The sequence below is a fragment of the Cyclobacterium sediminis genome, from assembly GCF_054781075.1.
The window spans coordinates 143,923-157,839 of sequence record NZ_BAAGVC010000008.1; the positions used below are offsets into that span (position 1 = coordinate 143,923).

At 39.2% G+C, this 13,917-nt stretch carries 11 protein-coding genes; 7 read left to right on the top strand and 4 right to left on the bottom strand.

Features of this window, described 5'->3' with window-relative positions; genetic code table 11:
* Positions 1-57: 57 nt before the first annotated feature.
* Both ACYVHJ_RS11345 and ACYVHJ_RS11350 read left to right on the top strand, forming a co-directional pair.
* On the top strand, positions 58-1,452 hold the full coding sequence (locus ACYVHJ_RS11345) for a vWA domain-containing protein (protein WP_460514840.1): 1,395 nt from the start codon (positions 58-60) through the stop codon (positions 1,450-1,452).
* Positions 1,453-1,544: 92 nt separating this feature from the next.
* Positions 1,545-2,213, top strand: a complete 669-nt coding sequence (locus ACYVHJ_RS11350) for a hypothetical protein (RefSeq protein ID WP_460514842.1) — start codon at positions 1,545-1,547, stop codon at positions 2,211-2,213.
* A gap of 139 nt (positions 2,214-2,352) precedes the next feature.
* Here the strand turns inward: ACYVHJ_RS11350 and ACYVHJ_RS11355 are convergent, their stop codons facing one another.
* Entirely contained in the window at positions 2,353-5,880 is a 3,528-nt protein-coding gene (locus ACYVHJ_RS11355) for a PVC-type heme-binding CxxCH protein (RefSeq protein ID WP_460514844.1), read from the bottom strand.
* 56 nt (positions 5,881-5,936) lie between these two features.
* Entirely contained in the window at positions 5,937-7,112 is a 1,176-nt protein-coding gene (locus ACYVHJ_RS11360; protein WP_460514847.1) for an SGNH/GDSL hydrolase family protein, read from the bottom strand.
* Positions 7,113-7,379: 267 nt separating this feature from the next.
* Here ACYVHJ_RS11360 and ACYVHJ_RS11365 point away from each other — a divergent pair, with 267 nt between their 5' ends.
* Together ACYVHJ_RS11365 and ACYVHJ_RS11370 are read left to right on the top strand one after the other, a co-directional pair.
* The gene (locus ACYVHJ_RS11365) at positions 7,380-8,546 is read left to right on the top strand and encodes a hypothetical protein (protein WP_460514849.1); all 1,167 of its coding nucleotides are present in this window, start codon (positions 7,380-7,382) and stop codon (positions 8,544-8,546) included.
* A gap of 766 nt (positions 8,547-9,312) precedes the next feature.
* Positions 9,313-9,879, top strand: a complete 567-nt coding sequence (locus ACYVHJ_RS11370; protein ID WP_460514851.1) for an acyl-CoA thioesterase — start codon at positions 9,313-9,315, stop codon at positions 9,877-9,879.
* Between the two features lie 2 nt (positions 9,880-9,881).
* On the opposite strand, the gene ACYVHJ_RS11375 is transcribed toward ACYVHJ_RS11370, so the two are convergent.
* On the bottom strand, positions 9,882-10,592 hold the full coding sequence (locus ACYVHJ_RS11375) for a class I SAM-dependent methyltransferase (RefSeq protein WP_460514853.1): 711 nt from the start codon (positions 10,590-10,592) through the stop codon (positions 9,882-9,884).
* A 414-nt stretch (positions 10,593-11,006) separates the two neighbouring features.
* On the opposite strand from ACYVHJ_RS11375, the gene ACYVHJ_RS11380 reads away from it, so the two are divergent.
* The 3 genes from ACYVHJ_RS11380 to ACYVHJ_RS11390 all read left to right on the top strand — a co-directional run bounded on the left by ACYVHJ_RS11380 (position 11,007) and on the right by ACYVHJ_RS11390 (position 13,133).
* Entirely contained in the window at positions 11,007-11,357 is a 351-nt protein-coding gene (locus tag ACYVHJ_RS11380) for a hypothetical protein (RefSeq protein ID WP_460514855.1), read from the top strand.
* Between the two features lie 777 nt (positions 11,358-12,134).
* Positions 12,135-12,533 carry a hypothetical protein gene (locus tag ACYVHJ_RS11385; RefSeq protein ID WP_460514857.1) on the top strand — a complete coding sequence of 133 codons (399 nt, stop codon included), beginning with the start codon at positions 12,135-12,137 and terminating at the stop codon, positions 12,531-12,533.
* A gap of 153 nt (positions 12,534-12,686) precedes the next feature.
* A complete protein-coding gene (locus ACYVHJ_RS11390) occupies positions 12,687-13,133 on the top strand; it encodes a nuclear transport factor 2 family protein (protein ID WP_460514860.1) in 447 nt (148 codons plus the stop codon).
* Between the two features lie 101 nt (positions 13,134-13,234).
* Here ACYVHJ_RS11390 and ACYVHJ_RS11395 read toward each other — a convergent pair whose 3' ends face one another.
* Positions 13,235-13,897 (bottom strand): bifunctional 4-hydroxy-2-oxoglutarate aldolase/2-dehydro-3-deoxy-phosphogluconate aldolase, encoded by a 663-nt coding sequence (locus tag ACYVHJ_RS11395; protein WP_303611208.1) that lies wholly within the window; start codon positions 13,895-13,897, stop codon positions 13,235-13,237.
* Positions 13,898-13,917: the final 20 nt, after the last annotated feature.

Genomic DNA, 13,917 nt, shown 5'->3' on the forward strand with positions numbered 1-13,917 from the left:
GCCTGCTTGTTTTGGGGCCCTTTCACCAACTTGATCTGCAAAACAAATGACCCTCTCATGAAAAAGATAACCTTCCTTTTCCTGACTCTATTTATTGTTTTCAATACCCAAGGACAAAGCCCGGAAAACCAAGCCCCCATTATTTTTATATATGATGCCAGTGGTTCCATGTGGGGACAGATGCAAGGGAAAACCAAAATGGAAATAGCTGCCAATGCCTTGAGCAGTACCATAGATAATCTTTCTGAGCAACAAAAAATTGGGTTTGTAGCCTATGGGCACCGAAAGGAAGGGGATTGCAAGGATGTGGAATTTATGGTGGATGCTTCCACCGGAACAAAAAAGGAGGTGATCACGGCCGTGAAAGGGATCAAACCCCTGGGCAAAACACCTTTGGCCTATTCTGCAGCATTGGTCATTGATCAATTAAGAGCGGCGAAGCAGAAAGCAACCATTATCCTAATTACAGATGGAATAGAATCCTGCGATGGGAATATTTGTGAGATAATTCAAGCGGCCAAGGATGAGGGCATAGATTTCAAGTTGCATATTATTGGCTTTGGCTTAAAGGAGGAAGATACCCAACAGTTGAGGTGTGCAGCAGGAGCAGGGGATGGGAGCTACTTTAGTGCTGAGAATGCTGAAAACCTTGGTGAAATACTGAACGTGGCCACAGCTTCTACGGTAGACAAGCCTGCCAATAATTTCTCGGTATATGCACTAAAAAATGGCGAGCCATTGGATGTCTTTGTAAAGGCTTATGATATAGTCGCCAAAAGAGAGCCCATTATGCTCAGGACCTATCAAGATACTGGGTATTTTTACCTTCCCCCCAGCAAATACAATTTGGAAGTGATGCCATTGGAGGGAAGCGATGTGGACATGATCACGGTCAATAATGTGGAAAGCCATGAAAATACCATCGGCCACCAAACTATTTCCTTTGATGGGGGAACTTTGAATGTGTTGACTACAAATAACGGGGCAGGTTGGGACAGCATGGTGAAAATCATCGATAGCAATGGAAAAGTAGTGGCCACAACCAGAACCTATGGGCGAGAGAAGATAATGGAAGTCAATCCCGGTGTATATAAAGTAGCCATTCAGGCCTTGGTTATGGAGGGTTTGAATACGAATACAGCAATGGATAGCATCGTCATAGAGGCTGGGAAATCTCCCCCATTGGTATACGATTTTAAAACGGGCAATTTTGAGATTTTTACCCGGGTAGGATCAGAGGACATTGATACGGTGGTTGCGGTTAAGGAGAAAAAATCCGGTAAAAGTGTAGGGGCTGCCCGGACCTATAATAAGGGAGCGAAATTTCTACTCAACCCGGGCAATTATATGGTAACTATAAGGCCTCTTGGAGCACATAAAGAAAAAGCAGCACAAACCATAGAAGTGGAAGTCAAAGCAGCGGAAACCATTAGCAAAACATTAAATTTCTAAGAATGTTAAATATTTATTTTAAGATAAAATCCATTTTTAAATGCTTGAATTATTGGACTCTACTGTTTTTTGGGACAATAATAAGCTTGTCAATGGTTCCATTTAACCAGCCACCTGTTAGTCAAAGAGGGGATAGTGGAAGATCAATCAAAGGAAATTCAGAACTGGCTTTGCCTTTATCTGAGCAGATTGAAGATCCCGAGAATGGGATAGGATTTTTTAAACCGAATTTTTATGAGAACCCAAGCCTGTATTTTTATGGGAATGTAAATTTAGAGAAGGGTTTGACAGAACATTTACCTATGGATAGTGTTGTTTTTACCCAAAATCAATTTGGTGAATTTAGCACCTCTTACGCTCCTCCTTGGCTTTATCCTGAACACCTTAAATTAGATTATGGTGTCTTGTATTTTAAAGTTTTGGGTATTGGCCATGATTTTTTAAAAGTGATTGCCAATAAGGACAATGCCCAAGTGTCTTATCTGAACAAGAACCAAGGGGAATTTTTTTCATGGACTGAATTTTTAATGACTGTCAACAGTGTGGAGCTTAAGGAAGAAAATTCGGGAAAAGTACGGCTTAAACCTTTTGAACAAGCAGGAGAAATAGCTATAGAATATGCGTTTATTCAGCCTTTAATAGTCAATGAAGAATGGCTTTACGGCAAATTTGTTGATGTGCAGCTTAAGGAAAAAGGAAAAGGTTGGATTAGGTGGAGAAAAGGAAATAAACTGTATATCAACTATTCACTGTTCTCTTAATCAATGAACCCCTTTAGAAGCAAAACGCCGGTCGTAAAACCGGCGTTAATCCAATGCTCTCCTTTAATTAGTCTAAAACCTACTGATCCTATCCAAGAAGGAACAGCCCTTTTCAATCCAACTATGAAGGACAATTAACCTACTGTCCTACAATCACCTGACTTTGGGCACTATTGGCTTTTCCATCTTCTATCAAAACCTTTAATGAACCTGATACGGCTTTTTCTCGGTCAAAGGCAATATTCACCCATTGTTTGCCCAAACTGAGGTTTGTAGCTCCTTTACCCTTATTGAGAGGGATTTCTTTACCACTTACCCAGACCTTGGCCTGATCAATGCCCGTTAATTTCAAACTGAATTCACCCGCTTTAAGGATATTTACTTCAAATTGAACAAGGCTGAATTTTTTGCCTGTATGGTCTGTAATCACAGGAATATCTTCCATTGGCAGGTCTCCGGCCACCGTACTGTAAAAGGCCTTGCTGCTTGGGCCAATGTTTTTAGCGGGCAGGTTTTCCCAGGTATTCACTCCGACTATTTTGCTCAATGCCTTAAAATCAGGGGCTGCTTTCCAGCGTCTTACCAGTTTTTCATTGGTAACTCTAAAATCTCCATTGCTTCCCAGTTTGGAAAGGTAACTGACCAAATTGATAAATTCTTCTTTTTCCAGACTTGCTGTAATTCCTGCAGGCATCAAGGAGCCGGGAACCTTTTCTAGGTTTTTAATTTGAGATTTAGGAATGCCGTTTTCATTACCCGCCATGTCTCGAATGACAACTTCTCTTGCACCATCATTGATTAAATAGCCCATCAATATTCCTCCATCATTTTTGGTTACTTTCTGTAGCTCAAAACCTTCTTTGATTGATTCTGTAGGTTCGAGTATGGATTTGATAATATTATCTATAGGTAAACTGGTGCCCAAAGAACTTAAATCCGGTCCCAACTGACCACCGGCACCTCCTATACCATGGCAGTTTTGACACATCATTGAAGATCTCCTATAAATGGCTTCGCCTTTTACCGGATTCCCTGAGGTTTTTACTTCGATTCCAAGGAGATAGATATCCCGTTCGCTCAATTGCTGTGGCATTTTCTCAGGAGGTAAAACCCCACCTGAGGCCTCTAGAGCATCTTTAAGCTGTAGGGCTCCAGCCTTGGTTCTTCTATGCATGGGCAGTAATTCTTGCATGGTTTTTCTTCCGGTTTTGGCCGTTTCTGATGGGATGCGGGTTTTGGACAAGGAATTGGCCAGTACTGCCGTGGCATTGTTGGAAGAAAGGAAAGCAGCAAACAGATCTCGCGTGCCAATGTCCGAAGGCTTATTGGAAAGCAGGGTAGTGGCAGCCTCGGCAGCCTTCTCAGGAGCTGTTTTCACCAACTGAGAGATGGCCAATATCCGGATGCTTTCATTTTTATGCGTTTTGGCCATGTTGAGCAAAAGTTCTTGGCTATCTGCATCATCGAGCTTACCCATGGCTTCCATGGCCGCTTTTCTGACCTCTTCATTGCTATCTTGGTTCTTTTGCAGGATAAGGTCCAAAAGATCAGCTTTTTTCCACAAGCCTACCAGTTGCAATACTTTTATTTCAACTGCTTCATTCTCACTCGAAAGCAATTTTCTTAGTTGTGCAGAAGTATGCTGTGGGGCCAGCCCTCTTTCATTCGCTGCCCTGTGGAGTAGCTCTAGGTCTTTCAATTGGCTTTCTGTATCGGTTGAATTGATGGCTAGCTGGTATATTTTGCTTAAATCAGCTCTTGTGCCATATTTGGCCAATTTCTCTCGAACCATTTCCAGGTACTTATCCGGTACCTTATTGTCGCTATACAATTCAGCCAGCAAAGAAGTAGATTTTGGATCACTTACAGTATTGAGGGCAAATATGGTTTTGTCCTTACTCCCAAAATAGTTCGGGTCCTCCAATAGTTTGGGTAGCCAAACCGGGCTTAAGGTATTTACCGTATGCCATAAGGCAAAGTCCAGATTAACATCCATGGGTTGATCCAAGGCTTCCAGTGCGGCAAGGGTCGCTTCTAAAGTGCTGAAATTTTGAAGACCAACTACCGCTTCCAACCTTACCGTCGCATGACTGTCTTGAATGGCTTTGGCCAGTAGGGATTGGGTTTCCGGAACTTGATCTTTCCAATGCACCAGAACCCTTATGGCAGCTGCTCTGGCTTCCGGATTTTTAGCTTTTAAAAGCTTTTCCAACAATGGTACATTCACCGCACCAATGGCCTGATGTAGCCAAAGTCCTTCTAATAAATGGTGCTCGTATTCGGGATTTGAAGGATTTAGTGTCTCGATCCATTTACCTAATGCTTCCTTTAATTCTTGCTCGTCCTTGTTTTTTAGGATTAATTTTGCCTGTAACCTTTCCCAGTTTTCCTCTGATTTTAATGTCTCCAAAAGCTCCGGAATAGACTTTCCTTCTAATTCTGGATACTTAACTAGGGGACTGTCTTTTTTAGTTACTCTCCAGATCCTGCCATGCTGCTGGTCTCTTCTGGAATCAAAAAAGTCAACTTCCCCGTGTTGAATGATAGGGTTGTACCAATCAGCAACATAGATTGCGCCATCTGGTCCCATTAGGATGTCAACAGGTCTGAAGCCAATATGATCTGTCCATAATAAATCATCAGCCTGCTTAGATACAAAGCCACTACCTTGTTCTTCCAAAACAAAACGGTTCACACGGTTGGCCCTAAAATCATTGGTAATAAGGCTTCCAGCCCAATCTTCCGGCATATGTGCGCCTGAAACAATATCCAAACCACTGTGCTTGGGTTGACCGGGGTTTAAGCCGCTTAAAATGCGTTCAGCTCCGGGGGCAGTTACAAATGTAGCACCGGGAAAGGCGTAATTAATCCCTTCTCTTCCAGCACCATCTGTCAAAAAACTTTTGCCCCATTTATCAAATTGTAGGCCCCATGGGTTAATCAATCCTTTTGCAAATACTTCCAATTGTTGCGTTTTTGTATTGTATTGCCAAACACCACCACCTTCAAGTCTGCGGATGCCCCAAGGAGTCTCTACATGGCTGTAGATATAGATGGACTGATTAAAATACATCAAACCATCAGGTCCCCAACGAAAAGTGTGGATGAGGTGGTGGGTATCACCGGTTCCAAAGCCAGATAATATTTTGGTCCTCTCATCTGCTTTGCCGTCTCCATCTGTATCCTTTAGGTGTAAGATTTCTGTGGAATTGGCCACATAGACACCTCCATCACCAGGCAAGAGGCCGGTGGGAGTGAAGAGACCTTCGGCAAAAACAGTGGATTTATCTGCTTTTCCATCTCTATCGGTGTCTTCGATTACCAATATTTTATCATTGGCTGTTTCACCTGGTCTAAGGTGAGGATAAATGGTACTGCTCACTACCCATAATCTTCCTTGGGCATCCCAGTTCATTTGAATGGGCTTGACCACCATAGGGTCAGTGGCAAATAAATTGACTTCAAAGCCATCTGCCACTTGAAACCTGTCCATTTGATCCTGCGGATCCGAGGAGGGAATGTCGCGTAATGCATTTTGCCCATAGACTGGAAGGTTTGCCAACAGTACGATCAACATTAAAATGACTTTCATGCCTACAGCACTCCCTATATAAGGTGTACTCTGGTGCTTTTTAGTCGGGTGTTTTATATATATTTTTAAATCCAAAATCATGGTATGGTTTGTATCTTGATAAAATGGGTCAATTGAATAAAATCCTGTAGTTAGGGCAATCGCTCTAGTTGGTAATGGAGGATTTTGGTCTTTTTGGTTTGATTGATCTGATCATCCAACCAAAGGATCAATGCATCCAAAGCCGCCAAACCTTCTTTATGTCTTCCTTGCTCATAAGAGCGGAAGCCCAGGATATAGGTTCTGTTTTGAGGCCGGTATTGCTGGAAATAGACTTTATCCTTCTCCCTTATCAATTTCAGCATTTGTTCGGCTTGCTGTAAGCCGGGGCTTTGCGCCAAAGGAATACCTGCTTCCCATGCCTTTCTGTTTCCCACGGCAACGAGTTTTCCGTCCATAGACAATGCGTAAGTACCTTTTTTTAAGCCTTTCACCTTAATTGTTTCATTGGCTCGATGGGGATAAGAGGGCGCGTTTTGGATGCTTTGAAAAGAAATATTTCTGGTTTTATCAGCAATGGAGAGCTTATTAACCGGTACATTACTTTCAACGCTTTCAGTAGCAGCATCAATTTCAATAGTAGGAGTTTCCCTGCTAAGGCCCAATTGATTCATAATTGCTTCGGAAAGCTGAGCATATCCTTTTTCATTCAGATGAATCCCATTGTTCTCGTAAAATTCAGTAGCAGTAGTTGTTGTAAAAGCATCAAAAACATCAACAAAAGCCAATCTCCGTCTTTGAGCAATGGCATGAATTGCTTGATTATAATCGCTGTACGCCTTGTTTCTTAAGGCCAATAAATCTTTTGTTCCTGCAGAAATCTGTGGAATGGTGGACAGCAAAATTGCATGAGCGCCTATGGCTTCTACACTGTCTAACAATTGATTCATCCCATTTTTGAAAAGGTCCAAGCTTGCAGCTCCTTTCTGGGCTTCCACATTCCCATAGCCTATAATTACCCAATTTGGCTCAGCCGCTTTTATTTGAGAAATAAGCAAGTCATAGGGGCCGGGAGGATTGGTATAGTAGCTTCTGGCTTCACCGAATACAGTATCTCCTGACCAACCCAAGTTTCTGAAGGTAAGGTGTTTTTCAGGATAGAAACTGCTGAGCTTGTATTCAAGAAATCCAAATTGTTGTTCATTTTCAATCAATGCATTTCCTAAAAGGACAAGCCTGTCACCATTTTCTGGTGAAAAGTTTTGTTGAGAAAATACTGAGGAGTGAAGTAAAATTAATTGAAATAATAGGAAATAAATTCTTTTCATTGGAATGTTGAGGTACCTGAAATTTATTTTAAAATAACCTTTAAATATAAAAAGGAACTAAGAATATCAGGCACAATATTTTTTTAATTTTATTATTGGATATTTTGATTGATCATTGGTGCTACCCAAGACTTTTGGGTCAATCGTTTCTTGGTTTAAGCCTTACGCGGAATTAAAGTTTAGTATTTTTAATATGAAAGAAACTTTTGTAAATTAAAATTATAATTATATTTTTATTAAATTAGTTTAAAGATAAACGAGATTCATATGCTTTTTAGATACTTGCAATTGTTGGTAATATTATCTATAGGTTTGGTCTCCTGTAACAGAACAGAAAATCAAAGCAAAGACCTTAAAAAAATGGAGTTTGTCAAGGTTGATTCATTGGTTTTTGACGAATTACAAATATTAAATGTGCTGGACTACCATCCGGAGCAAGATATTTATCTTATGGTTACCAAAGGTGTGGAAGGCAGGTATTTTATTTTCAACAGTGATGGGGGGATGCTTGCTGAAGAACTCTTAAGTGAGGGGCCGAATGCTTTTGGGATGGTTTTGCACCGAGCCGGCTTTGTGGGGGATGAAATAATGTTTGTGAGTGATCAGGAGATTTTTATGTATGATTTAGCCTTAAAAAAGCTGAGAAAACTTCCCTTTGAACAAGATACAAGGGTAAGGATGATCCATACGCCATTGGATAATCTAAATGAAGTTAACATCGACGATGTCTCTTACGGAATTGCCAATTTGAGTGACAAAAATTTGAAAGAATATCCCATGGATTATTTTGATACTTTAAACTATTTTCATTTAGTAAACCCCGCGGATGGATCCGTAATCAAAGGAGGAAAAATAGATGAAAGCAGTATTTTTAAACAGAATTACTTTTACCCGGGGAAGCATAAGCCTGTTTATTTTTCGGATATTAAGTCCAGGCAGATCTCTTTAATTTTACCGGCAGATAGCATTTTATTTCAATATAATAAACAGCTGGAGTTGGTCAATAAAATTAAGCTGAAACGAAAAGAACCTGATCAACTTTTCAGGGTACCTATGGAAATGGCCGATCGAGAAGGTTTTAAATCAATGGGAATAGATTTTGCGCTAGGAGGTGGCTTCACGCAAATTACCGGAATGGGAGATGCATTTATCGTTGAATATACCGCGGGATTAGCTCCTGAGGACAATATTCAAACGGAAGATTACAGAGAGCGGATGGCCATAATGGAAACAAGAAAAGTCTATTATTATCCCATAGAGGATGGGGTTCAAGTTGGCCTTCCCGTTCTCTGGGATAAGCCGGGAAAGCTAAAACTCGGCTTAGGAAACAATCGCTATTTACATTATGCCGATCAGGCTGAAATCCATAAGGTAGAAAAAGAATACCAGTGTTATTATATTTATGAATTAAGGCCCATAGGAGGGAAGAATTGATAATTGGGTGATTGGGTGATCTGGTGATTTGGTGATGTAGTGATCTGGTGATGAGGTGATTTAGGATGGATAGGCTTTAATCATTTTGTGTTTGCGGTATTATATAGTCATGTGTTTAAGCCTTTAGAAGCAAATGATATTTATTGCTTGGGTTTGGCGGTATTAAGATTTTTTTTTGCAACAATGCTGACAAAAGCTACATAAGGAAAATATTTCATTTATGTTTCCATCATTTAATTATTGGGTCTGAATATGGGGTTACAAATAAGTGTATCTCCTAATCGGAGCAAACTCATTTTTTTAGCGTTCACCATCCATTTCCGAAAACCATAAGCTTTGAAGGCCAAAAACACCTAATATATCACACTGTCCTAGAAAGTTTACTTTATCGGTACCATTCAATTTATCCAAGATTGTTAATTGGTTGGTCCTCTTATAAACTGAATTACTTTTTCCCCATTAATACAAATTATCATCCCTTACGAAAGCGAGTAACCCTATAGGGGTGGCAATTTTGTAGCCAAGGTTGACAACCCTTGGATGATGCATAAGGAGAGTATCTGATTTTGGCGGTATTGCTGCCTATTTCCGCAACAATGCTGACAAAATCCCAACGTCTTCTTTGTTTTCTTGGCATTGATTCAACCAAAACAGGGGAAATATAAAAATCCAATTACGATATTCCGGATTATTTATAAAAATCATATATATATTTGTCTCTGGAAAATACTTCCACTTTATTGATTTATTCTAATCCTATTACTTGATGAGTGCATCCCTAAGTGCCCGACCGGCCAGTTTTTCACGTGTTACCATTACAGAACTTATGATTCCTTCCTATGCTAATTTTGGAGGTAAAATTCATGGAGGAATTTTACTTTCCATGATGGATAAGGTGGCTTACACTGCTGCTACCAAACACAGTGGGGCTTATTGTGTAACTGTCTCCGTGGATACGGTCGATTTCTTACAACCCGTGGAAGTTGGAGAATTGGTTTCCTTAAAAGCCTCCGTCAATCATGTGGGCAATAGCTCCATGATTATCGGTATCAAGGTGATTTCAGAAAATGTGAAAACCGGTGTTGTGAAGCATACCAATACCTGTTACTTTACCATGGTAGCCAAAGGGGAGGATGACAAGCCTACACCTGTTCCACCCTTATTATTGGAAACGCGAACAGATGTCAGGCGTTTTGTAGAGGCCATCAAAAGGAAAAAGTACAAAAATGAATATGGAGCAATCCTCAAGGAATTAAAACGGACCTGGGACAAAGAAGCCATTTCCACCATGCTAGTAGGACAACGCTGTGAAATTTCCTTTGATATTAATTAATCCTAATCCTTTTTTTCAAAAACAAGAAAATGCTGGATGTTTAAAAATTGTCCATTGGTAGACAATTTGAATCCATTGGCTTCCAACTCTTTCTTTACCTGCTTAACAGTCATTTTATGCAAGGGCTTTATGGCCACTTTGGGATCCTCCCCACGGTATTCTATGAGCAATAGTTTACCATCAGGCTTTAGGGATTTTTTGATATTTTGTAACATCTCTTTAGGAAATGCCAATTCATGATAAACATCCACCATTATTACCAAATCCATTGTTTTCTCCGGTAGGTTTGGGCTTTTTTCTGTTCCCAAAACGGTAAATACATTGTCTACATTTTGTTTTATTGCTTTGTTTTTGATGTAGTCAAGCGCATCTTGTTGGATGTCTACCGCGTATATTTTTCCTTCAGGTACTTTTGATGCAATGCGAAAAGTATAAAAGCCAGAACCAGCCCCTACATCTGCCACATTACTGTTCTCATTAATGGGTAAATTGCTAATGGCAAGCTCGGTGTTTTCTTCTTCCGAGCGACTGTCTCTTTCCAGCCAGGCTACCCCATGAAATCCCATGACATGAGAAATTTCTCTACCCATGTATACTTTACCAGTTCCATCTCTCGATGGCTCTTTGTGGGAATATTCATTGCCGGTTTGAGCAGTTACTTCTCCGGATAGGGTCAGGGAAAATAAGGACAAAACAATTAGTAGGTATCTCATGGCTTTTATACTGTTATTGTTGATTGGTTGCTTAATTTAGCATTAAATTGCTGAAAGTGACGCTGATATTTTGAAAAAAAGAAACCAGAAAGTCATGATTTGAAAGGAAATAGAGGCAAATGCGGAAGGAGCAAGTGGAGTTTAATAATTAAGAAGATACATAAGGAACATAGGGTAGCAGATAGACTTCAGAAGCGATTTGATAAATGAAGTATTGTCTGAAAAGAAGCGAAAAATGGGATAATGATGAAAAAAGCGGATATGTGGCGTAAAAGACCTTCTGCGTGTTATTTATTGTTAAATTTATTCATAAGTAGCTCATTTTAATGGAATTATATAAATATATCCAAACTTAATAGTTAATTTAACATGTAAATAGGAAATGGAGCGCATCTTTCATTAAAATAAAAAGTCATGGTTAGAATGGTACTCATTTTTGGAATCTTTTTATCTTCATCGGTAGCTTATGGACAGGGATTAATTATCCGCCATATTCCCCATTCAATACAAGGTAACCTGGATGTACCTGAAACCCTAAGCGATAAAACCCTTAAGTTTGAGTCATCACTTGGCCAGGTAGTTCCAGCAATTAATTCAAATGCTAGTGATAATAAATTGGAGGAAGATTCAACAAATGTATCCATTTTAAGACCTTCAAAGAATTCTTCTTCCAATATGCCTATCAAAGATTTCCCCTCCAGAATACGTAAGTTTAGCAAGAAACCGGTGAAAGTTGGGATTCAATTGGAGGGTATAAAGAAATAGCTTTTTTCTTTCGTTAGGCACTAAATGGCCCCATGAAATACTTTGTCATCCTAACAGCATCCATTGTGTTTTTCACCGGGTCAATTGTGATGGTTTATTTTCTAAGGAACCTTGAACAAGGATGGACATGGAAGGTTTTAATGATTATCTGTCCAACTTTTTGTGGATATTTAATTATCAAGAACCTCCAAAACTATTCAAAAATTCAACAAAACAAAAATCATCTCCAGGTCTCAAAATTGTTCAGCTCTCGAACTTATAACCTGAACGATCTCACATCTTGGACTGAGGAAACCAACCTTTATCGTGTGAGATACAGGAAGATGAAACTTACATTTCCAAACACTCAGTTAATTCTGGTCGACCATGTAGATCGAAGCAATTTTGAACAACTTTATCATTTTTTGCGAACTCATTACAAGAGTCGTATGAAGCAATCTTAACGGGAGAACAACTAACTTAAAAACGAAAAGTCAAAAGAGCCGAACAGTTAGTAAATGTATAATACTACTTCCTAACTGCTAGGTTTAGTATCACTAAACAATGATTTTTGAATTTATTTGTTGAATGAAATTTTTTGGCGACAAAGAAGCGAAAAATGGGGAAATGATGAACAAAGTGGATCTGTGATAAAAAAGTTCTTCCATCTGTTATTTATTGTTAAATTTATAGATAAACAGCTCTATTGAATGAAATTATAAATTTTTATCCAAACTTAATAGTTAATTTAACGTGTAAATAAAAAATGAAAAGCATCTTTCATTAAAATAAAAAGTCATGGTTAGAGTTGTATTTATTTTTGGAATTGTATTTTTATCAACTGCTTCTTTTGGACAAACTGTTCACTACCCCTATGAACAAGGCGAAATTTTTTCAGGGGTTGATATTCGGTCCATTAAAAAGTTTAAACCTGAGTTATTTCTCAATTTTGAAGAACCCAAGGTTGAGTCAACCTTTAAGGGTATAGAAACGGATAAGGATGAGCCAAAGGAGACTGCTGAAATTAGGCTTGATGAAAATGAAGAAGATCCAAATATGGTCATATTAGACTTATCAAAAAATTACTCCTCCAATATGGTAATGAAAGAATTCTCTAATGATTTCCACTCAAATATGCCAATCGTTACAAAGATACGAATGGGGTATTCGATTGAATTGGATGGTTTAAAGAAATAATATTCAATCGCAACTATACTTCACATCTGTTTCATAGAACCGGTATATTCATGAGCTTTTGGGTATTCAATAGGCTAACTATTGAATAATCAGTAGTAAAAATGTAGGGAAATTTTACAAATATTCTTACTTTTATTACAAACCTAGCTTCATATGTATCTATCTAAAGTTTTTGTTTTTGCTGTATTGCTTTTTTCTGGTGTTGCTACCCATGTGCATGGGCAAGACCTGGAAGACGGTAAAGCCATAATAGGCTTAATAGCCAATTACGCCAAAGCAAGGGAAAGCATAGACACGGTAATGCTTAGATACATCGTGACGGAGGACATTGATCAGTTGGTTTCCAATGGGGAGTGGAGACATGGAGTAGAAGCTGCTGTCAAAGGGATGGCCGCAAGCTCCCGCAGTAATCCGGGTGATAGGGTTTTGAAGGTAGAAAGGGTGCGTTATGTTAAAGAGGATGTGGCAATAGCCGATGCCCGGTATACAATTAAAAATGCCGATGGAACAGAACGAAAAATGTGGAGTTCCTTTGTAACAGTGAAAAAGGGGAAACAGTGGAAAATAGCTGCAATTAGAAATATGAAACCTGCTAAATAATCCTTTAATTAAGCCTGGACTTTCATCGATAATTTGTAACGCCTTGAATAAAAAAAGCGGCCCTAATTTGGCCGCTTTTGAATTAATATAAACTTTGTAAATTACCCTTTTACTTCATTCACCAATGCAATGGCTTTTTTAGCCATCTCGTGAATTTCCGTGTAATTTTTATCTTGTAATAATTGTTTGCTGACCAATTTACTTCCCATACCTACCGCACTAACGCCTGCAGAGAACCAAGCCTGAACGTTGTCCTTGTCAAGAGAAACACCACCTGTAGGCATAAAGATCAAATTCGGGAACAAAGATTTGATACCGGCCATAAATTTAGGACCTAAAATATCACCTGGGAATAATTTGATCATTTTTGCACCAAGGTTCTCCGCTCTGATGATCTCAGATGGCGTCATGCAACCTGGAATCCATATCATCCCATGCTTATTCGCTACCTCTACAACTTCTTCAACCAAGCCCGGACATATGATAAAATCTGCACCGGCATCCACATATGTCTCTGCCATCTCAGCATTTTTGATGGTACCGATACCCAACAATAGGTCGGTCATTTCGCTATCCCTCAAAGCAACCATTTTCTTAAAGTTGTTCAAAGCAGCTTCACCTCTATTGGTGTATTCCACCACGCGAATTCCAGCAGTGTAAAGGGCCTTAAGAACTTCAATACTTACGGTTTCATCTGCATTGAAATAAAGAGGAAGGATGGCCTGATCCGTAATTTTTTTTAATATGGTTTCGTTTTTACTCATCGTGATTAAATTTAAAGTAA

Excerpts from the sequence above, each read along its gene's own strand:
- ACYVHJ_RS11395 (WP_303611208.1), bottom strand. The coding sequence starts at position 13,897 with ATGAGTAAAAACGAAACCATATTAAAAAAAATTACGGATCAGGCCATC.
- ACYVHJ_RS11380 (WP_460514855.1), top strand. The coding sequence starts at position 11,007 with ATGGTTAGAATGGTACTCATTTTTGGAATCTTTTTATCTTCATCGGTA.
- ACYVHJ_RS11385 (WP_460514857.1), top strand. The coding sequence starts at position 12,135 with ATGGTTAGAGTTGTATTTATTTTTGGAATTGTATTTTTATCAACTGCT.
- ACYVHJ_RS11365 (WP_460514849.1), top strand. The coding sequence starts at position 7,380 with ATGCTTTTTAGATACTTGCAATTGTTGGTAATATTATCTATAGGTTTG.
- ACYVHJ_RS11350 (WP_460514842.1), top strand. The coding sequence starts at position 1,545 with ATGGTTCCATTTAACCAGCCACCTGTTAGTCAAAGAGGGGATAGTGGA.
- ACYVHJ_RS11360 (WP_460514847.1), bottom strand. The coding sequence starts at position 7,112 with ATGAAAAGAATTTATTTCCTATTATTTCAATTAATTTTACTTCACTCC.
- ACYVHJ_RS11370 (WP_460514851.1), top strand. The coding sequence starts at position 9,313 with ATGAGTGCATCCCTAAGTGCCCGACCGGCCAGTTTTTCACGTGTTACC.
- ACYVHJ_RS11345 (WP_460514840.1), top strand. The coding sequence starts at position 58 with ATGAAAAAGATAACCTTCCTTTTCCTGACTCTATTTATTGTTTTCAAT.
- ACYVHJ_RS11390 (WP_460514860.1), top strand. The coding sequence starts at position 12,687 with ATGTATCTATCTAAAGTTTTTGTTTTTGCTGTATTGCTTTTTTCTGGT.
- ACYVHJ_RS11375 (WP_460514853.1), bottom strand. The coding sequence starts at position 10,592 with ATGAGATACCTACTAATTGTTTTGTCCTTATTTTCCCTGACCCTATCC.